Source organism: Vibrio sp. 10N.237.312.B06, from assembly GCF_041464685.1.
GTDB classification, from domain to species: Bacteria; Pseudomonadota; Gammaproteobacteria; order Enterobacterales; family Vibrionaceae; genus Vibrio; species Vibrio tasmaniensis_A.
In genome coordinates this window covers 5287-25992 of the sequence record NZ_JBFSPI010000049.1, presented here as the reverse complement: position 1 = coordinate 25992, position 20706 = coordinate 5287, and the positions used below count along the sequence as shown (strand labels likewise).

The window sequence follows — 20706 nt, the reverse complement described above, 5'->3', positions numbered from 1 at the left end:
TTACGATATACTGATTGGCTATTGAGTCTCTCTACGAGTAATCCGAATGGTCAGCAGCATTAATAAAGCTAAGTTATCTGAAACCGACATCATTACCAAATTCATACTTCCTGCGATTAAAGAGGCAGGGTGGGATGATATGACTCAGATTCGCCAAGAAGTGAAACTGCGCGATGGTAAAGTGATTGTTCGAGGCCAAGCTGCTGCTCGTCAGAAAGTAAAATCAGCTGACATCGTACTTTATCATAAGCCGAGTATGCCGCTTGCGGTGGTTGAAGCAAAAGCCAATAAACATGAAGTTGGTAAAGGTATGCAGCAAGGCATGGACTATGCAAACTTGCTTGAAGTGCCATTTATTTTTGCTTCGAATGGTGATGGTTTTATTTTCCACGATAAAACCAACCCAACTCAACTTGAAACGGAAATTCGTTTAGAGGATTTCCCAACACCTCAGCAGTTGTGGGAAAAGTATTGTGCTTGGAAAGGGTATAAAGAAGAACATCTGCCAATTATCACCCAAGATTACTATGATGATGGCAGCGGTAAATCACCGCGTTACTACCAGCTTCAAGCTATCAATAAAACAGTAGAGGCCGTTGCTGCTGGCCAAGACAGAGCCTTACTGGTCATGGCGACGGGTACCGGTAAAACCTACACAGCATTCCAGATCATTTGGCGTCTTTGGAAAGCCAAAGCCAAGAAGCGAATTCTATTCTTAGCAGATAGAAATATTCTTGTCGATCAAACCAAAACGAATGACTTTCAGCCTTTTGGTACGGCAATGACCAAGATTACAGGTCGCAAAGTCGATCCTGCTTTTGAGGTTCATCTAGCTCTTTATCAAGCGCTTACTGGGCCAGAAGAAGAACAAAAAGCCTACAAGCAAGTAGACCCTAACTTCTTTGACTTAATCATCATTGACGAGTGCCACCGTGGAAGTGCTTCAGAAGACAGCGCTTGGCGTGAAATTCTTGAATACTTTAGCAGTGCGACTCAAGTTGGTTTAACGGCAACACCAAAAGAGACCGATGAAGTTTCTAACATCGAGTACTTTGGCGACCCAATTTATACCTACTCTCTTAAAGAAGGTATTGAGGATGGCTTCTTAGCCCCTTATAAGGTCGTTCGTGTCGATATTGATGTGGATGTTCAAGGTTGGCGACCAACCAAAGGGCAAACTGACAAAAATGGCGAAGTGATTGAAGACCGAATCTACAACCAAAAAGATTTTGATCGCACTATGGTTATTGATGAGCGTACAGAGCTTGTCGCACAAACCATCACCAACTATCTGAAACGCACCGATCCAATGGCAAAAACCATCGTGTTCTGTACGATATCGATCATGCAGATCGCATGCGCCGTGCGTTAGTAAACCTGAACCCAGAACAGGTTAAGAAGAACGACAAATACGTAATGAAAATTACGGGTGATGACGAAATTGGTAAAGCTCAGTTAGATAACTTTATTAATCCCAAGAAAAAATACCCAGTAATAGCCACTACTTCTGAACTGATGAGCACAGGGGGTGATGCAAAAACCTGTAAGCTAGTGGTGCTTGATCAAGGTATTCAATCGATGACCAAATTTAAACAAATCATTGGTCGTGGTACTCGTATTGATGATCGCTACGGCAAGCTTTGGTTCACCATCTTAGATTTCAAAAAAGCGACTGAACTGTTTGCTGATGAACGCTTTGATGGAACTCCTGAACGCGTGAAGGTCACGACTCCAGAGCAGTTCGAAGATGAAGACGATTTAGATGACATCATCGACGGCGTTGATGATGTCGATGCTGATAACCCGTTCGGTGATGAAGACATTGACCCTGATTTAATTCAAGAGCCAGAGGCTACCTATGGCGAAGATTTTGGAAACTCCCCTGAAAGTACAGGCGGTGCAGACGATTGGGATGATGAGAATCGAGTTCGCAAATTCCATGTGAATGGAGTTCCAGTAAAAGCGCTCGCTGAACGTGTCCAATATTATGATTCAGACGGTAAGCTTGTAACCGAGTCATTTAAAGACTACACCCGAAAAACCATGGTGAAACAGTTCTCCTCTTTAGATGAGTTCACCAAGCGTTGGAACGAATCTGACCGCAAGCAAGCCATTATCGATGAGCTAGCCGAAGCAGGTATTCTATGGGAAGCACTAGAAGACGAAGTGGGTAAAGACATGGACCCATTCGATATGATTTGTCATGTCGTTTACGATCAACCTGCTTTAACTCGTAAAGAGCGCGCCGATAACGTGAAGAAGCGTAACTACTTCACTAAATATGGTGATACCGCCCAGCAGGTACTGAACAACCTTCTTGATAAGTATGCTGACGGTGGCGTTACAGAAGTCGAAAATATTACTGTACTTAAAGTCGCTCCTTTTAATGAAATCGGAAGTATGAAAGAAATCATTAATAATGGCTTTGGTGGGAAACCGCAATACCTTGAGGCGGTACACGATTTAGAAATGGCTATTTACCAATCAGCGTAATATACGTCACAATTATTTAAATACCCAAAATGCACAATATGTAGCGACTAAGTTTTTCTCTATGCTGATATGTGGTGTTTTATGGAGTGTATTGGTGTTTTGATTTTGTTTTCCCGTCATCACTTTTGTTGACTAGGTCGCGATTATCAATAATACTCCATCGCAATAGTGCCCAGTCCCCTGTTTTTGAAGTTATCTTAAGAGATAACTTTGAGATCAAGGCTGGGCGTTCTCGTTTTTGGAAGCTAAGAAATTAACGCTCAAGGACTAAAGCCCAAGAAACTAAAGCCAAAGGAACTAAGGATAGTAATGGAGCTCATCCCACCTAAAGAATTTAAACATTATGAAGAACTTGTTGATACGTTATCTCAACGAGGGATGATTATCGGTGATGATGAGCGAGCTAAGCGTAAGTTAGCTCAAGTTGGTTACTACCGTTTGAGTGGTTTTTGGTATCCAGCAAGACAGATAGAGCGAGATGATCAAGGTACTGTGATTGAATGTCCTCATCTAAAGCGCCCCAAACGACTTAATGAGTTTTTACCCGAGACGAGTTTTGATGATGTATTTAGCCTCTATTTGTTAGATAAAAAACTCCGTATCGCTATGCTCGATGGATTAGAGCGCATTGAAGTTTTTGTACGTAGTGTGATTGCTCATGAGCTTGGCCGTGGCAAGCGCAAACAGGCAGGGACAGGGCTCGACATTCCAGAACCACTAGCGTGGAAAGACCCTGAATACATCAATGGTAAGTTCTTAAAAAAGCGTGGTCATAAACCAAGTTTGTGGGAGGAGTGGCAAAGTAAACACAGTAAATTAATAGAACGAAGCCGTGAAGATTGTATTGTGTGGCACAAGCGTAATAATAAAGAAATGCCATTTTGGGTTGTGATTGAAGCATGGGATTTTGGAACCATGTCAAAGTACTACGGTATGTTAAATGATAAATACCGCCAAAGAATCTGTGCTCGTTTAGGGATCTCTGATAAAAGAGAAACGGGTGTATTACAAGCATGGCTAATGGAAATGAACATCCTTCGTAATCGATGTGCCCACCATACTCGAATTTGGAATCAGCAATCGTCAAAAGTGCTCGCTTTACCTTCACATGAAAAATTTGATGATATTCGAGACAATCACAATACACTGACTCGTTTATATGGGGTTATTCGTGCCATGTGGTTTCTAATTGAGCAGATAGGCCCAAGTTCATGTTGGATGAAAGAAGTTGAGTCCCTAATTAACGCCTTACCTACAGTCCCTGGCTGCCATAAATCTTCAATTGGACTCCCTTCTTTACCCAAGGCACATCATTGAAAATTACCTGACTCTCATTCGCTCAAATGATTTGATCGTGCTTGCGGGAGATTCAGGCTCGGGTAAAACGAATTTGGTGCAATCATTCGCAAAAGCGGTGGGTGGTGTATCTAAAATTATTCCTGTTAAGCCTAACTGGACAAGTTCTGAAGACTTATTGGGTTACTATAACCCCCTCGAAAAAAAGTACTTAGCCACGCCTTTTTTAGAAGCACTTATTGAAGCGCAGCAAAACCCAGAAGTACCCTACTTTATCTGTTTGGATGAAATGAACTTGGCTCGGGTAGAATATTACTTTGCCGACTTCTTATCAAAACTTGAAGACAGAGATAGCACTCCCACCATACAGCTCTATTCTGACGATGAATCTGCTCATGTGCTGTCTGAGCTAAAAGCGGTGGTTTCTATCATTTCAGACGCTAAAGCTAAGTATGATCAAGATGGTGTCGTGGACTTTGTTAAGCTAATGCAAGATGAAGCGGTTAATGCTGAAATGAAAAGAGCTTTTGGGTTTAGTGAGAAAGACTCTTTGATCAAATATCATGGCGACATTCGTCGTATGTTATCAGGAATAATTAGTACACCATCAACGATCAAGATCCCTTCTAATGTTCGTATCATTGGCGCTATTAATATCGATGAAACCACGCATTATCTGTCACCTAAAATATTAGATCGAACTCACATCATGAAGTTTAAGAGTCCATTACTGACTGATTGGAATAAGATTTTTGAAGAAATTGAAGGCTATGAGCTTGATGATGTATCTAAGCCTTTGTTTATGGATGTTGAGGCGCTAGGGCAAAGGGCTTCTTATCCTAAATTTGATCGCAATAACGATTTTTGCCAACTTTTTATCGATCTGAATGAGCAGTTTTTCGACCGATTAGGCGTAGAGTTTGGTATGCGAACGATTCGCCAAGGCCTCAATTATTTAGACTTGTTTTCGGATGTAAATGACAACACGGAACAAGCTATCAATAACTTCATTATTCATAAAGTCCTTCCTAAATTTACTTTTGATGGCAATAAATTATCGGGTGATACTCAAAAAATTGATCTACTCGAAAAGGTGCTATTAGAAAAATTGGAGGAGGTGATTCCAAGTCATGAATCAGTAGCAGATGAGTTCTCATGCGTAGCTGCGCTGCGTTCTATCATTGAGAATGCTAAAGCAAATGATGGTGTTGTGAACTACTGGGCTTAACGATGCTTCCAAAGTTTGAAATCAAATATATTGATGTTCAGTGGCATGATAAAAACACGGTCTTGAAAGTCGTTGAATCCTACCTACCACTACCAGTTAGCTATGATGACACTCAGAAAAATTTTAACTGTACGACAACCATATACCCAAAAGCAGAGGGAATAAGGTTAGGACAGTTGGCATTTCGCTATCTAGAAGGGGCTACTGAAGCCCCGTATTTCGAAAAAGCGGATGGCACTAGGGTTCCACTCAAGAAGATCAAAGATAAAGATTCAGGAAAGTCTTGGTGGATTGAGGCTGTAAGTTGGAAGTCAGACACCAAACAATGGACCAGAACTCTCCACAGGACGGCTGGAGCAGTCAAAGCAGGTCTTGGTAGTCAAAGTTGTACTATTCATATTGGTTCGTCTGAATTTACTGCTGAGCAATTGAATCGGTATTTATCAGATTTTAAAAGTGATTTGTGGGAACTGATTCTAGATGAGCAAAGTTATGTTACTGCGAAGGCTAAAAAAGTCGAAGAAGGTGGTGTTGATGAGGAAACTCTGAAGCTGGTATCGAACCTCATGTCGCACGCGCAGAACATAATAAAAAAGCCTAAATCTGAGCTGCGAGAAGTACAGGCTTTGAAACCAAGAAAATTGGTGAAACCTGTTAATCGTACGTTCATGGAGTTGGCGACTAAAGGATACAGTAAAGAGCTTACTAGCAGAGCGACGACGCCAAGCTTTAATGTTCCAGAAAACAGATATGTTCTTTTTGTTCTTCAAAGGCTCCACAGCATATTGAAGCAACTGGTGACGATTTCTCAGAGCAAGGTTAATCGTTTCGAAGGTATGACGATGAAGCTTACTGAAAGGCTCAATGACTTTAGTGGCGAAAAATCAATTAACAAGGACCTGGTTAGGAAACATCTCGAACAGATCAAGAAAACCTATGATTTAGAGTATTTGAATTCGCAGTTACAGGACAAACTTGCTAGCTCTATACAATTGAACACTTCTTCACTTGAACGTTCTAACCGTTGGTTAATTAAGGTCGGAGAGGCTTCCAAATACTATGCAAATACTTATTTTTTAAGCATTAGAATTAATTGTAGTTTGCCATGGTATAGCTCAGACGGTTCGGTGCAGCAAGTCTTTCTCAAGTTTGCAGATAGCTCCCATGCTGCACTATTTGAGAAAGGCCTTGAGTATGAAATTTATACAGATATGTATGAGGGTGTATACCAAGGGAATAAGTGTTTTTATACGTTGAATAGCTTATCGGGTGTAAAAGTTGTTGGTGGGGAAGAGTTAAGTCAAAGACAAAATAAATTCTCAGAAGAACTTGAGAAAGCTCTAGAGCTAGATAAGCAAGGCTGGATAAAGAAATTAACACCTAGAGAGCTAGCTGAACAGGAAAGAGAGAAGCGCTCAGTGCAAACTCAACTTACCTATTTTCAGGAAAATAAGGCAAAAGTTGAACGCGTCTTCGATCAGTTAGCTCCGAAACTTGCAAAGTTTAAATCAGCGATAAGAATGCTCGAGAAAATGGGCGTGAGACCGTCACCAACTTTCCCTAATTCAATGACTTTCGTTCAAAATCCTGATTATCAAGCGATGCACTCCGGTTATAAAAAGATACGTGAGTTAACCAATTTAACAGATGAAGATTTATTGCTATCACTTGAAAAAGTGGAAGATATTGGTCTCGTGAACATGCCTCTTCTTTATGAACGATGGTGTCTGCTACAAATCATCAAAGTTCTGGTTCAAAACTACCGCTATCAGCCTGATGATGAGTGGAAGCGAAAATTATTGCATATTGTTTTGTCACATAAGCATAGTAAGCCGCTGAATTTCAATAATGAACAATTGAAGCGAAAGGTTCAGCTCAGGTATGAGCCTTTATTGAATAATGGCCGAACTCCTGATTTCGTCATGGATGTGGAGTTTGAGACTAAAGGTGGCATAACTAAAAACAAACGTTTAGTGATGGATGCCAAGTTTTATTCCGATGAAATTATCAATATGCACGGTGGAATAGCGGGGATTGTGCATAACCTTTACCATAAAAAAGACTACAGCGAAGGTGGTGTCAATGCTGTCTTCATACTTCATCCAGCCAAAGGTGCGATCGACGAAATAGTGTCACCCCAAGAGTGGGGCGAAGTTAGTTACCTTGGGGAATTATCAATGTTTGATTGGGATAAGATGCCTCGTCATTTGTACCATCAATATGGAGCTGTTTGTGCTAATCCAGTATTAAGGCTTCGTTATTTGGATGAAATCCAAAGGATGATAGGTATGTTTCTTCAATATGGCATTGAAGATAATGCTTTAGCGGGGCGCCCTGATGATGTTGAATCTTTAAACTTCTGTATTTCGTGCGGCTCTCATGAATTAACGAAGAAAGATAAGACAACGAGTAATTCTCGTTCAGCGTGGTATGAATGTGATACATGCAAACACTTTACGGTATATAACCACTGCCATTCGTGTGATACCAGATTGGTAAAAAACGGGGATTATTGGTCTTATCACTCGCAAATGGCTATGGAGCCACTAAATATCAAATGCCCTTCATGCGAGAGCTTAGTTTGATTTTTACAAGCTAAAGTCTGTAAGAGGTTAGCAGGGCAGTCGCATGAAAATTCATTTTTAAATCATGACTAAAGCTAGCGCATTTGGCTGTATATACTTACTGCTAAATATAGTTATAGTTATAGTTATGGTTTTGGTTGAATAACTTTAATGAGCTCACCCAGGGTGAACTGGTCACTTTATACCATTATAAAACCAGTTTAGTTGTTTATGTTAACCTCAGTTTAACTGGAGTGCCTAGTTGTGCTGAGCTCCCATTCTAGCTGGGCCTCTTTAAATACATTGGTGAGCAATGCTGATTTTATCTTTAGTTCTGTTTCTAAATCTGCCTTTCTTTGCTTTAATTCGACAATATTATAAGACGTTGGTGACAGCCCTTTCTTCTCAGTTATTCGTTCTATATCTTTGATGCAACAAATCATTTTGTCTATTAGGCCTCTATTTATTTGTAAAACAGCCACTTCTATGCGCGCTGAGCTTGTTTTTTCTTGAATAAAGACAGTACGTTTCATACTTTTATCAGGAAATTTTATATTTTCATCTAATTCTTTTAATAAGCGGTTAAATAACTTTACGTGCATAGTATTAGTAGCTAATAGGGGGGGGAGGTAGTTTACAATCCACAAAGTAATCAGTAAACCAAACATGGTGCTCTATTTGCCAAGTTGAAGTTGGCTTCTTGTCGCATTTACTTTGATTTAATGGTGAAATGTGAATATGAACATTCAATATTTCATTTTTCTCAATTCGCAGGTAACACCACGGCAGATGCATCTTCCTCCAAACCTTTTTTGTCTTCGACTTGTTCAGCAGCCCAATAATCCTCTTCGATTAAACTCACTACCAATTGTTGCAAGTGTTTTAAGGCAAAAACAACAAATGTATTAACAAAAAAATGCGCAATTTTGTACAAAAGCTGAAAGAGACTATAGAGTAGACTGATAAGTCGCTCGATAATTAACAGGCTTGGGAATTGTTATGGAGAACAAGAAACGCTCTAAAGAAAAGGCCGAATATAAGATCACAGAAGAGCTCGGTGGCCTTGAAACCCTTAATGCTGAATACGAAAAGCAGAACTTCTCACGCCACAGCCACGAGGGCTACACGCTTGGAGTCATCGAACAAGGCGCTCAGCGTTTCTATCGAACGGGCGGGCATCATATTGCACCACAAAATGCGATTATTTTGGTCAATGCCGACGAAGTTCATAGCGGTCACTCTGCCACTGAAGGGGGTTGGGCGTATCGAGCCATGTATCCACTCCCAGAGCAACTTGCCAAGATCACTCAAGAGCTTAACCTACCGAACTACGGCGCGCCTTACTTCCCAAGAGCGGTTGTTGAAGACCCTGAACTCGCTAATCAATTGAGATTAGTCTTTAACACGATTGATGAATCTGACAATCGCTTGTTAAGAGAAACCTTGATGTACGGGATGTTGGTTAAACTGATTAGCCGACACGGAAAATCGCCGCTTAACCCTCAACTCGATGGGAAAACTCAGCGCCAGCTTGTCTTGGTGAAAGAGTTCTTAGATGATTTTCCACAAGCCGATGTGTCCCTAGAGGAGCTATCTAAGCTAGCGGCATTGAGCCCGTTTCACTTAGTGCGCTCTTTTCAGAAAGAATTTGGTCTTCCGCCGCATGCGTATCAAATCCAATCTCGGTTAAGGCTTTCGCGTAAGTTATTGAAGCAAGGACATACCATTTCAGATACCGCGCAAGAGTGTGGTTTTCATGATCAAAGCCATTTTCATCGACACTTCAAAAAGGCCAATGGCTACACGCCGGGGCAATACATCAAAATGCTCTAAACTTGCATGGCTAAGGCATGGCTAACTTGTGTTAAGTGCGGTTAAGTGTGGCAAACAGAGGGGCATGAAATCGAGCAAGTTTGTACAATCGAACCGACTCAACTCCTCTTACATTGAATAGCTAATGTGAAGAGAGAAAAGAACTATATGGATAGTGAAAGAATGGATAGACGAACACAGTTATGGAAGGGCGTTTTAGCGGGAATGCCCTTGAGCATTGCGGTAATCCCTTGGGGAATTCTAGCGGGTTCATATGCGATAGATGCAGGATTGAGTCAGCTTCAAGCGCAAGCGATGTCGGCTATTTTGTTTGCTGGCTCAGCGCAACTTGTCGCCGCGGGTATGTTCAAAGCGGGTATTGGTTTAGGCACCATGTTGTTGACCACACTGTTCATCACCTCAAGGCACTTTCTGTATAGCGTATCGATGCGTGACAAAATCAGCCATCTTCCTGCGCGTTGGCGTCTATTACTCGGATTTTGGCTCACCGATGAGCTGTTCGCGATTTGTAGTGGGCAGTCTCAGCAAGAATTTAATCGCTGGTATGCTGCGGGTGTAGGCGGCGGTTTTTATCTCGTTTGGAATATTGCGAGCTTTGTTGGCATTGTCGCGGGAAGCCAAATTCCTTCACTCAATGAAATTGGTCTCGATTTCGCGGTCGCAGCAACCTTTATCGCCTTGGTGTTCCCATTAATCCGAACTCTACCCGTCGTGGTGTGTGTGGTGGTTTCATTGGTCACTTCGGTTGCCATGTCGGTTAACAATATTGAGGGCGGGCTAATGATTGCAGCGATTGCCGGTATGTTAGCGGGCTTTATCAGCGAATCGTTCCAAGAGCGAAACAACGGCAACAAGACAATTGTGGAGGGGAAATAGAGATGATTTGGTTAACGATATTCCTTATGACTGCGATTGTTTTCTTGAGTCGGTATCTGTTTCTAGAGCCTGCAATCCCGCTTCGACTCAATCAAACCGCAAGGCGCCTATTGCGCTATTCAAGTCCCGCTGTGCTTACTGCAATTTGGGGGCCGATTGTATTTGCTCCTGAACAAACATTTTGGCCAAGCTTTGAAAACCCATACTTGATAGGCACGCTGGTCACAGGTCTGTTGATTTGGAAAACAGGCAATGTGCTACTTACTATCGGCGTCAGCATGGCGGTGTTTTTGTTCTATAACCTCGTTGCGGTTGATTACCTTTTTAATTGATAGACCTTGCAACGTATAGCTTGGTGGCATCTAATGTACTGATTCACTATTTGTGTGTTTAGGTTTTGGTAAGGAGTTAGTTTGGCTAAGAAGTATTATGTGGTTTGGAAAGGTCGCACACCGGGTATTTTTACTACTTGGAATGAGTGTAAGTCGCAAGTTGATGGTTTTGCTGGTGCGAGATATAAATCGTTTCCAACACTAGGCGAGGCTGAGTCTGCTTTCGGTGGTAAAACGTCGTCTGCGTCAGGTTCTACAGCGACAAAGCCAAGCTCTGCGGGTAAGGCGACGAAAGTGAAGGTGCCGCCTCTTTCGGAGCAGCAAATCTCAGATATGCCTTTTGATATCAAGATCTTTACCGATGGTGCTTGTGAGCCAAACCCTGGTGAAGCAGGGACGGGGTTAGCGGTCTACCAAAACAACCAATTAACAGAATTGTGGTATGGCTTGTATCAGCCTGTTGGTACCAACAATACCGCCGAGTTACATGGGCTTAAGCAAGCGTTTATTCTCGCGAAAGAGAAGTTAAACGCGGGTCTGTCTGTTGCGATTTATTGTGACTCTAAGTACTCAATTGATTGTATTACTAAGTGGGCAACGGGCTGGGAGAAAAAGGGCTGGACTAAGTCGGGCGGCGAGATCAAAAACCTCGATATTATTAAGCCTGCGTATGCTCTCTACCAAGAACTGGCTTCAAAAATTACCATCTACCATGTGAATGGTCACGTTGGTATTGAAGGTAACGAATTGGCCGATAGAATGTCGATTGTGGCTATTTCATCGAAAGAGCAGGAGCTAGCTCAATATCGTGACATCGAAGATATTGAGTCTATTTTGGCACTTCGAGCCGGCTAGCTAGGCTTCTTAATGAAAAGCTAATGAAAGTTACTGAAAGCATAAGTTGCCATCATTAGGCTATGCTAAGTTGAGCGTTACATTTCAAATTGATGTAGCGCTCTTTTGATCTTGTGGTGCTCAGTCGCTTTTGTGAGGCATAGCTGTCTGAGTTAATCCTTATTGAGCTGGGTTCTCTATCCAACGAGATAATTGCTGAGCTTGTTTGATCGAATTAAAACTGTCTTTCACTCTCTCACGTGCCTTTAACCCCATCGATGCTTTATCGTTACTGCTTAGCTGCGCGAAACGCTCAATCGCTTCTCTTAATTCTTCCACGTTCTTTTCGCTAACCACAAAACCTGTCTCTGGTGAGACGATCTCTTTGCATCCCATTATATTGGTGGTAATGACGGGAGTTCCCACGGCCATCGCTTCTTTTAAAACCAGTGGTCCTGTATCCACACACCCAGTTTCGGAAAAACAGAAGGGCGCGATTAGGCTGTCATAGTTCGATAGTTTTTCTTTGACCCACTCGTGAGGTTTAGCGCCAAGAAAGGTCACGTTTCGAGTGAGCCCTTGCTCTTTGACCTGCAATTTTAACTGTTGCTCTAAATCGCCAGTACCGATGATATCGAGATGAATATCGAGAGGTTCGGCAATCGGCGCTAATGCATCAATAAGATGGTGGATGCCTTTTTGCTCCACTAATCGGCCAAGGAAAACAAAGCGAAGTTGTTTCGTTTCGGTTTTTGGGTTGAGTTGGAATTGTTTGGTATTAACTCCGCAGTGCAGGAGTTTAATGTTGCCTTTAGCCATGGTATTGAAGTCAGCGAGCATGTCTTTACACACTGCAACCACAAAATCACTCGATGAAATCTTATGTTCAATGTCATAAGCGAACTCGTAAACATCATGACCGTGAGCCACGAATGAACAAGTGATGTTCAACAGTTTTGCCGCGACGATGGCGTGAGCTGTGGTGTGCTGACAGAAATGCGCATGAACGTGTTCGACGTCATTTTCCGCGAGTTGCAGCGCCAGTTTGAATCCATAAGCGAACAGTGACTTTTTGGGCATACTGGTTTGCTTGGAAACAAAGGATACCGCCCGGAGAAAGCCAAACCAATTGATGCTGGCTATCTTACCCGCCCGAACATCCTTACCTATTTCGACAATGTCGTAGTCGAACTGTTTTTCGCTGTTTTCAATTTTGAACGTCATTACACAAACATCGTGCCCACACGCTTTCACAGAGTCGACTTCTGTTTGAATGAAGGTCTCACTGAGTACAGGGTAGGTTGGCGCCACAAATGCTACTTTCTTCATGCCTTACTCCTCAAATCCATATGATTAAAGCTATCAAGCCAAGGTAATAACTAATAAAGCAAAATACGAACCAAGATAAAATCGTAGTTTTGGAGGGCTTTTCGATGGTTTTCCGAAGGTTATCCCCCAAGAAGCCGCTCATTTTCTCAAATTGATAATCAAATTGGAGTTTTGACGCTCATGTCTGATCACCCTGTTCGTCATTTTGAGAGTGTCTGCGTAGGCGACTGATCTAAAAGTGATTTCATAGCAATACACTCTCGGCATAGAACATGCAACGTCAGCCATATAACGTATAATTCTGAGGGCGTCATTATGGCTAAAGTAAGTGTTGTTATCCCTACCTACAACTGTTTGGATTACCTGCCGAAGGCAATTGGCAGCGTACTTAAGCAGACTCATCAAGACGTGGAGTTGATCATTATTGACGACAACAGCAACGATGGAACGTCGACGTATCTTGCGTCAATCCATGATGAACGCATCATTAAATTATCCACTTTGGGTGTGGGTGCGCCTCAAGCGAGAAATCTAGGGATTGAAAAGGCGACCGGTGAATACATCGCTTTTTTAGACGCAGACGACTTCTGGTTTTCTGAAAAACTCGAACGCCAACTCGAATTTCATCAACGATACCCAGATCTCGCGATGAGCTTTACTAACTACGAACACCTTACTGAAGATTACCAAGTGATAGTCGACTGCTTTAGTTACTGGTCGCAGTTTCAAGACCAAGACGAGCTGTTCATTAATATTGAGAGCCCGCTAGAGTTCATTATCGAAAACAATGTAATTGGAACGTCAACGGTCATGGTGAAAGCGGATGTGTTCTCTCAAACAGACAGTTTCAATGCTGATATTAAGTATGGGGAAGATTGGGAGCTGTGGCTTCGAATGAGTGAAAGCCATCAGATCGGTGTGTTGAACTCGGTGCAGGTTGGTTACTTGATGAGAGCGAGTTCCGTTACCCAAACGGAAAGTCTTAAATTGAGAAATTTGCAGTCTATAGAGACCATTCTCCAGCGTTACCAAAATGACAATCAACGATGGAACCTACCGACGTCCAGTTTCAAAATTGCAAAGGCAAGAATACTAGAAGGTTACGCCGACTATTACAGAGGCTTACAACAGAACCGACGGGCCATGTCTTATAGCATCCGCTCGTTAGCGTTGGCTCCTCAAAAAAGAACCTTACGACATCTTCTTGGGGACTGCAAAAGTTTCCTAATGCCTGCATTGTAAGGAATAGGTGATTTCTATGGGTTCATTAAAACAGTCGGCCTATTACGCCATCGGCATCGTGATGATGAAAGGGATCTCGCTCGTGATGATCCCCTATATCACCCATAAGATGACGTTGGTTGAATACGGTTCTTTAGAAGCCATCGTCTTGTTGGCTGACATCGGGACGATCTTATTTAGCTTTGGCATTGTTGAAGCCATGTATCGATATGTTGGCGTTGCTGAGGGTGAAGAAAAGAGAAAGCTTGTCTCGAACTGTTTCACGTTGAGTGTCTTGGTCTGTGTGCTAGGTGGGGCTTTAATTGCTCTTAGTATGCCGTTGTTGTTACTGATGCTGCCTGTCGAGTTTCAGCCTTATCAAATATTACTTCTATTGATACCGACCATGTTAGATGGTGCGATTTCTATCCCGCTAACACTGATGCGAATGAATGCGATGGCTAAACGCTTTTGTATGCTCAATGTGTTGAAGGCGAGTGTGCAAGCTGCTATGACGTTTGCATTGCTTGAAGCAGGTTATGGCATTGATGGTGTACTAATATCTGCCGCTGTTTCGAGTGTGTTGTTGATGCTGTGTTTACTGCGTTATCAATGGCAGGAGATGGGCTCATTTGGCAGCCTCAAGTACTCCGCTAAGATCCTAAAGTTTGGATTGCCCACGTTAGTCGGTGGTGCTTCTATTTACATGATTACAGGCCTAGACCGTTGGGTGATGGCAAGCTTTGTGGGTGTTGAAGAACTTGCAATCTATGCGGTCAGTGGCAAGTTTGCGTTGCTGCTTGGCTTGTTACTGCAGCCTTATGCTCTGTGGTGGTTTCCAAATCGGGTGGCCATGCTACAACAGCCTAGCGGTAAAAAAGTCTGTGCGGATAGAGCGCTAGTCGGCGTGAATCTGGCCATAGTGTTGGGTTGTTTGATGATCCTTACGGTGCCTGGTTTTATTGCTTTGATTCTGCCCAGCAGTTATCAGTATGCAGGTACTATTGTTGTCGCACTCTTGGCGATTGGTGTGATTAAGAATGCAGGGGATTACCTCAACCTTGGTTGTTTCAGCGGTGACTCAAGCCAATCGCAAATGTGGATACAAGGCGGGTGTGCGATTGTAGCAACCATTGGTTATCTTGTTGTGACACCGATTTATGGCGTGTGGGGCGTGGTGGTGGTGCTTTGTGGTACTTATGCCGTGAGGCTGTCACTGCTTTATATTGTGAGCCAAAAGATGGAGTACTTGCCTTACGATCATCGTAAATGGATGGCTGCGGTGAGTATCGCCATACTTGCGATTACCAGTGACAGGCTTCTTGGTTGGGCGCTGGTTGATGTTCATGACTTTGTTTTAGGCAGTTTTGTGGCAATAGTGACGTTAGTCGTCTTTGTTCGATACTCTGTTATTCCTGTTCCACAAGTGTTGCTCGATAAGCTCACGTTAGGCAAACATTCCCACGTAAGTTGAACCGATTTCACCCAGAGCGCGGGTATTCTGATAAGCGTCTAGGGAAATATGAATTAATGATAATAAAACGCTGTTCATAATTATTTTAATTAGATAGTATTTATAAATCTAGTGAATGCTAACTATGGAAAGATATATGAATAAGTGGATGCTGCTCCTCTCTCTGTTTTCAGCTGCCTCATACAGTGATTCTTATTTTGCAACCGAGGGTGTTGATACTCCCGACTTCAATTCATCGGGTTTCAAGCCGCCTGAGGTTTCTCGACAGGAACAAAACAATATCGTTTGTGAAAGTGTCGTTTGTAATTCAATCTCGCGATCGCAGCCCGTTCCTGAAGTGGGCGAAGTACCGGATCGAGAGCCGAATAAAACATTAGAAACGATAGCGAGTGCGATTTTCATCGCGGGCGAAATTGGTATTGCAGACAATTTGATTGAACCAGACGAAGAGCATTATATTGTCGAGTAAGGATTAATTAAAATGGCGGCATGTGAAGCGGAAATACAGAGCTTTCTGCATTCGTTCATTGATTAAATATTTACGAAGTTTTTAACAAGGACGAAAAATGGAAAAATGGAAATCTGGAAGTTAATGCTATTCATCCCCGCTTGTTTCGCGCTCAACATGACACCGGGCCCAAACAATTTGTTATCAATGAACAACGCCCGTTGTTACGGATTTCAGGCCGCCTTTGTCGCTGGTCTAGGAAGAATCCTTGCTTTTTCCGGCATGATTGCTTTGGCTGCATCTGGTTTAGCGGTTGTGCTTTATACTTCTGAAACGCTGTTTTTCCTGATCAAATTATTTGGTGCAATGTATCTGTTGTGGATCGCGTTTAACCTATGGCGATCTCAAGCCAGCCCGGTCGCGGATATCGAGCGAAATAAGAACTGGTTTGGTCTTGTTAAACAAGAGTTCGCGCTCGCGGCGGGCAATCCAAAAGCGATACTCATTTTCACTGCATTCCTTCCTCAATTTGTCGATGTTTCTGCGAACGTAAATACTCAATTCTTTGTCTTGGGAAGTACGTTTCTTGTATTAGAAATGCTCGCAATTTCTATCTATGCAGCCTTTGGCTTATATCTACGACATTGGTTTTCAAAACCTCAGATGGCCAAGCGTTTCAATAAAGCATGTTCTGTGTTTCTTGCCTTGTCTGGTGCGAATTTATTGGTGAGTCGTCAGTAGGAATTGACTGGTTTGTGAGTTGTATTTGTCGATGGTTTTGGTGCCATTAAAGAAGAGAGTGCCTATCTAGAGCCCGCATCTTGATGCCGGTTTAAATATGGGCGTACGCACGCCTAGGTCAACATCACGATACCGTGCATTAATACGACACTAGAGGTCAGTCGGGTTCGCATATCAAAGTAGCCGTCGGGGCCTTCACTTTGATTCTCTTCTCTCATTGACCTTTCCGCTCGCCAAACCGCAATGTAGCCTAAGATCAGAATCAGAGTGGTGAGGAACTCTTGTTGCTCACCGAGTAGCACCGCTAGCCACGCTGCCAACACAATAACATTGCTAAGAAACAGAGCCTTGTTGCTGGATTGGCTTTCGAAGTTCTCTATCCCATTGCCCCACAAGATGCCCGACAAAAAGCTCAAGATAACCACGCTGTAGGTGATGAAGAGTGTTTCGCCGCTCAAGCTAAAGAATTGCCTGTCGGTGAGTGATAACAGTAGGCCGAATAAAAAGGGGATTAAACCCATATAACCGAGCTTGGCCATGGTGTTGCGTGTTTGAGTTGTCTCCATGTAATCTAACCTCATAACTGCTGCTCTATTGCATTTTTGAGGGTGCTACTGGTTGGCGATGTAGAACTCGGGAAGGTTGCTATCACTTTGCCTTCTTTGCTGACCAAGAACTTGTAGAAATTCCATTTCGGTTTGATACCGGCTTGTTGTTGGATTTCGGCAAAGACAGGGTTTGCGTCTGGCCCTGAGAGTGAAGCGCGCGCCATCATCGGAAAAGTCACACCATAATCTAGGTAGCAGATTTTAGCGGATTGCTCCTCGCTTCCTCTGTCTTGGCGAAAATCATTACTTGGGAAACCAACAACCGTGAACCCTTCATCTTTATACGTTTGGTGAAGCTGCTCAAGTTGTTCGAACTGAGGCGTGAAACCACATTGGCTTGCCGTATTTACGATCAATAAAGTCTTACCTTGAAACTCTTCACACAGCTCAATTTCTTCGTTTGAATTTAACAGCCGTTGTTTACCGTTGAGTATCTCAGGGCAGCTTGCTGAAAAAGCGAATGGACTTGTTAGGCTCGCGATTAGGGCGGTGGAGCACAGCAGTGAATGTTTCATAAGTCTGACTCATTTTAGTTGGCGTAACTGTTATTACTGTTCAGCGACTTGAAATGATCACTTTAAAGACCAGAATCGCTCCAGTATCAGCTGTCGCTTGAGTGTCAATTGTCGCTTAGCAAATAGGGCGCCACCAAGCGCCTGATATTCACCTTGGCTCCAAGGCGAGATGCCAGCAGGTACATGCCTCCAATCTTTCGGTGGAGGAATAGAGCGTCTGCTGGTGGCGTGTGCCAATACTCTTGCTCCATGCTGAGTATGGTTCCCGCTTCACGAAGCCTTTGGGCTAAACCACTGGCTTTGAAGTCGTAATCTTCATCGACAAGCATGGGTTCACAGGCCATTTTCACTAAGTTGAGAATCGCTTGGCGCTGGTCTGGGAGGATGGTCTCACTAAAAAATCCAATCTGCTCTAACGCCTTGTTGAGTCCTTGTTCATCGTGAGTAATCACAGAGGTAAAAGCCAAACGATAGCCATCACTGAAGCGGCCGCTGTATTCTCGGGTTGCCCCAAAATCTAACAGCCCAATCTGTCGCGTGTTTTCAACGTAAAGATAGTTGGCGAAGTTGGGATCGGTTTGCACCATCTTGAAGTCGAATAACTCTCTGAACAGAAGCTCGAGCAAGCTGTGCATCACAAAATCACGGGTGCTTTGATCATAACCTTCAATTTGCTCTATCGAGATGCCCTCAATGAAGTCCATGGCGAGCCCCGATTCTGATGAGATTTGCGTATGAATCTTAGGCACGACGAAGTGAGAGTGCTCTTTAAGCGCATGATAGTAACGAGTCGCGTAGTCAGCCTCGCGAGCATAGTCGGCTTCATCATGTAGTTGTTTTTTCGCCTCTTCTAACAAGCCTTTGTAATCGACTGACTTTGGTATCAACCCAACAATATTGAGCAATGTACCAACGTTGTCCACATCACTGTCGATGCTTTTTCGAATGCCTGGGTATTGGACTTTTATGGCAAGTTTGTCTCCAGAGTCGCTATACGCTTGGTGAACCTGACCGATGGAAGCACTGGCGATGGGCTTAAAGTTGAAGGAGATAAACTCCGCCTTCCAGTTGATTCCGAGTGAATTTTCCAACACTTGGCTGAGCTGTTTGGCTGGCAGTGGGTCAGCGTCTGAACGTAGGCGAGCAAGAATGTTGGCTAACTCGGGTTCAAGAATATCACCTGCATCCATTGACAACATTTGACCGAGCTTCATCGCTGCCCCGCGTAAATGTGCCAGTTGATCGGTGAGCCGAGCAATGTTTTGAGGTGTTAATACCAAGTCTTTTGCTTTGGGTCTGTTTCCCTGCGCGAGCTGTTTTGTACCTTCAGTGATGACACTTCCGGCTACTCGAGTAGCGAGAGACGCGAACTTACTGAATCTTGAAATACGATGGGTAGGTAGATTTCTCTCTTTTGCCGACATAAAGGTTCTCACTTAGTTATCAAGACTCACTACAAAGTTCTATAAATCATTACCCAACCGAATGTTTTGTTGTGGTAACTTGTCTCGCGAAACAGTAAACAGAATTTAAAGGACAAAACATGAAGTTTATTTGGTTAAAAGTCGCGGTTACCGTTTTAGTTTTTGCTGCGCTGTTTGGTGTGGTGTATTACAAAGTCGCGAGTGGTATGTCTTAACCAAGCGCTATTTTGTGCAGCTGTTACCATCGCAGCGCGACTTTCCGGTTAACCAAAAAGAGACTTTATATCGGTTCTTGGCAAATCGTAAATAACACCAATCGGCCACTGGCTTGAATATCGCCCAACGCAATGGGGCGTATAGCCAGCCTTTTCCTACTAAGCGCCACGCTTGGTAGGTCACGTCTAAACCTAGCAGCAGTTTTCCATTCTCATCCAGTGCATGCAAAACGGTGTTGGCTGCGTCGGCATCAATTTGAGGGTAGTCTGAAAAGGCTTCACTGTAGATATCGATGGTTTGAATCTGTTTTTTGGTATCAGATTTAGCCAGTGCCGCCATCTCTTTCGCGCATAACGGGCACGTCCCATCGTAAAATATCGTTAATGAAGTCATTGCTTCCCTTAATTTTACCAATTCTAAGCTATACGCAATCACCGATTAGGTGGATCATTTTGCTCAGTTATCCGACACTGTAATTGTGACTACTATTTTACAGTACCATCACAAGGAAAATTCCGCGCTAATAACTAACGATAAAGAGTTGGTATTGATGATAATTAACGTAGCAAAAAAATTCATTTTGGCAGTGTTTGCACTGGTGCTAGCTGGTTGTGTTAGCTACAGCGTGACTGAACAAGAAATGACGAACTACCTGCAAGATTCGGTGATGTTAGAACAAGAAGTCGGTGTTCAAAACGTTATGTATGCGCAAGTCGCTGTTGATGATTTAGCGGTGCAGATTGGTAGAGCTGATATCGAGCGTGTGTCTGTTCTGGCGAACACCAATGCAAAAGTTCAGGTGTTCAACATGCCCAATATGGGGTTGGACTTGGACATCGAATTCAGCGCAGTACCTGAATACGACAGAGAAACTGGCGAGGTGTATTTAAAGTCATTGCGACTAGAGCGCTTTGAAGAAAAAGATAAACAGCTTTCGCCAGAGGTTGCCAAGCTACTTAAGCCTGCCGTTTCTATGATTGGTTTTGCTTTGTCCCAGTCACCGGTTTACAAATTGGACAGCAACAAGGTTCAAGAGTCATTGATCAAGTCATCGGAACCGAATCTTGTGATTAAAGACAATAAGCTGGTCATCGAGTTATTCGACTAACCATTCATAATTAACTGCTTTATAAGTGTTTTTTAATTATTTCCTCTTTTTTGAAAATATCGCTTTACCTCAAGTTAACTTGAGGTTCTATCATCATCCACAATCTAAAAACACAATCTAAAAACACAATCTAAAAACACAATCTAAAAACACAATCTAAAAACAC

Annotated in this window: 18 protein-coding genes and 1 pseudogene; 13 read left to right on the top strand and 6 right to left on the bottom strand. The window is 43.0% G+C overall.

Features of this window, described 5'->3' with window-relative positions:
• Window positions 1-46: 46 nt before the first annotated feature.
• The 4 genes and pseudogenes from hsdR (at window position 47) to AB6C75_RS14285 (ending at window position 7602) form a co-directional block, all read left to right on the top strand.
• Window positions 47-2493 (top strand): annotated as a pseudogene (gene hsdR, locus AB6C75_RS14300) (EcoAI/FtnUII family type I restriction enzme subunit R).
• 309 nt (window positions 2494-2802) lie between these two features.
• A complete protein-coding gene (locus AB6C75_RS14295; protein WP_372108021.1) occupies window positions 2803-3810 on the top strand; it encodes an Abi family protein in 1008 nt (335 codons plus the stop codon).
• A 37-nt stretch (window positions 3811-3847) separates the two neighbouring features.
• Window positions 3848-5017 carry an AAA family ATPase gene (locus tag AB6C75_RS14290; protein ID WP_372108020.1) on the top strand — a complete coding sequence of 390 codons (1170 nt, stop codon included), beginning with the start codon at window positions 3848-3850 and terminating at the stop codon, window positions 5015-5017.
• A 2-nt stretch (window positions 5018-5019) separates the two neighbouring features.
• On the top strand, window positions 5020-7602 hold the full coding sequence (locus tag AB6C75_RS14285) for a nuclease domain-containing protein (protein WP_372108019.1): 2583 nt from the start codon (window positions 5020-5022) through the stop codon (window positions 7600-7602).
• A gap of 224 nt (window positions 7603-7826) precedes the next feature.
• Here the strand turns inward: AB6C75_RS14285 and AB6C75_RS14280 are convergent, their stop codons facing one another.
• Complete coding sequence (locus tag AB6C75_RS14280; RefSeq protein WP_371695007.1) at window positions 7827-8249, bottom strand: hypothetical protein; 423 nt, start codon at window positions 8247-8249, stop codon at window positions 7827-7829.
• A 331-nt stretch (window positions 8250-8580) separates the two neighbouring features.
• Here AB6C75_RS14280 and AB6C75_RS14275 point away from each other — a divergent pair, with 331 nt between their 5' ends.
• The 4 genes from AB6C75_RS14275 to AB6C75_RS14260 all read left to right on the top strand — a co-directional run bounded on the left by AB6C75_RS14275 (window position 8581) and on the right by AB6C75_RS14260 (window position 11477).
• Window positions 8581-9414 (top strand): AraC family transcriptional regulator, encoded by an 834-nt coding sequence (locus tag AB6C75_RS14275; RefSeq protein ID WP_029222252.1) that lies wholly within the window; start codon window positions 8581-8583, stop codon window positions 9412-9414.
• Window positions 9415-9561: 147 nt separating this feature from the next.
• Window positions 9562-10290 carry an AzlC family ABC transporter permease gene (locus AB6C75_RS14270; protein WP_102440902.1) on the top strand — a complete coding sequence of 243 codons (729 nt, stop codon included), beginning with the start codon at window positions 9562-9564 and terminating at the stop codon, window positions 10288-10290.
• Between the two features lie 2 nt (window positions 10291-10292).
• Complete coding sequence (locus AB6C75_RS14265; RefSeq protein ID WP_372108018.1) at window positions 10293-10622, top strand: AzlD domain-containing protein; 330 nt, start codon at window positions 10293-10295, stop codon at window positions 10620-10622.
• A gap of 81 nt (window positions 10623-10703) precedes the next feature.
• A complete protein-coding gene (locus tag AB6C75_RS14260; RefSeq protein ID WP_372108017.1) occupies window positions 10704-11477 on the top strand; it encodes a viroplasmin family protein in 774 nt (257 codons plus the stop codon).
• Between the two features lie 159 nt (window positions 11478-11636).
• Here the strand turns inward: AB6C75_RS14260 and AB6C75_RS14255 are convergent, their stop codons facing one another.
• Window positions 11637-12785: a glycosyltransferase family 4 protein gene (locus AB6C75_RS14255; protein ID WP_269336096.1), complete on the bottom strand. Its 1149-nt coding sequence runs from the start codon at window positions 12783-12785 to the stop codon at window positions 11637-11639.
• Between the two features lie 315 nt (window positions 12786-13100).
• Here AB6C75_RS14255 and AB6C75_RS14250 point away from each other — a divergent pair, with 315 nt between their 5' ends.
• The 4 genes from AB6C75_RS14250 to AB6C75_RS14235 all read left to right on the top strand — a co-directional run bounded on the left by AB6C75_RS14250 (window position 13101) and on the right by AB6C75_RS14235 (window position 16669).
• Entirely contained in the window at window positions 13101-14027 is a 927-nt protein-coding gene (locus tag AB6C75_RS14250) for a glycosyltransferase family 2 protein (protein WP_372108016.1), read from the top strand.
• A gap of 16 nt (window positions 14028-14043) precedes the next feature.
• A complete protein-coding gene (locus AB6C75_RS14245) occupies window positions 14044-15480 on the top strand; it encodes a lipopolysaccharide biosynthesis protein (RefSeq protein WP_372108015.1) in 1437 nt (478 codons plus the stop codon).
• Between the two features lie 115 nt (window positions 15481-15595).
• Entirely contained in the window at window positions 15596-15949 is a 354-nt protein-coding gene (locus AB6C75_RS14240; RefSeq protein WP_372108014.1) for a hypothetical protein, read from the top strand.
• A 105-nt stretch (window positions 15950-16054) separates the two neighbouring features.
• Window positions 16055-16669 carry a LysE family translocator gene (locus AB6C75_RS14235; RefSeq protein WP_012604468.1) on the top strand — a complete coding sequence of 205 codons (615 nt, stop codon included), beginning with the start codon at window positions 16055-16057 and terminating at the stop codon, window positions 16667-16669.
• Between the two features lie 113 nt (window positions 16670-16782).
• On the opposite strand, the gene AB6C75_RS14230 is transcribed toward AB6C75_RS14235, so the two are convergent.
• The 4 genes from AB6C75_RS14230 to AB6C75_RS14215 all read right to left on the bottom strand — a co-directional run bounded on the left by AB6C75_RS14230 (window position 16783) and on the right by AB6C75_RS14215 (window position 19825).
• Window positions 16783-17250, bottom strand: coding sequence for a DUF3429 domain-containing protein (locus tag AB6C75_RS14230; protein ID WP_102249516.1), 468 nt, complete (start codon window positions 17248-17250; stop codon window positions 16783-16785).
• Window positions 17247-17792 (bottom strand): glutathione peroxidase, encoded by a 546-nt coding sequence (locus AB6C75_RS14225; RefSeq protein ID WP_372048719.1) that lies wholly within the window; start codon window positions 17790-17792, stop codon window positions 17247-17249. Before AB6C75_RS14225 ends, AB6C75_RS14230 begins: the two co-directional genes overlap by 4 nt.
• Window positions 17793-17896: 104 nt before the next feature.
• Window positions 17897-19216: an ABC1 kinase family protein gene (locus AB6C75_RS14220; RefSeq protein ID WP_372108013.1), complete on the bottom strand. Its 1320-nt coding sequence runs from the start codon at window positions 19214-19216 to the stop codon at window positions 17897-17899.
• Between the two features lie 222 nt (window positions 19217-19438).
• Entirely contained in the window at window positions 19439-19825 is a 387-nt protein-coding gene (locus AB6C75_RS14215) for a thiol-disulfide oxidoreductase DCC family protein (RefSeq protein WP_372108012.1), read from the bottom strand.
• Window positions 19826-19982: 157 nt separating this feature from the next.
• Between AB6C75_RS14215 and AB6C75_RS14210 the strand changes: the two genes are divergently transcribed.
• Window positions 19983-20540 carry a DUF1439 domain-containing protein gene (locus AB6C75_RS14210; RefSeq protein WP_372108011.1) on the top strand — a complete coding sequence of 186 codons (558 nt, stop codon included), beginning with the start codon at window positions 19983-19985 and terminating at the stop codon, window positions 20538-20540.
• The last annotated feature ends 166 nt before the right edge of the window (window positions 20541-20706 follow it).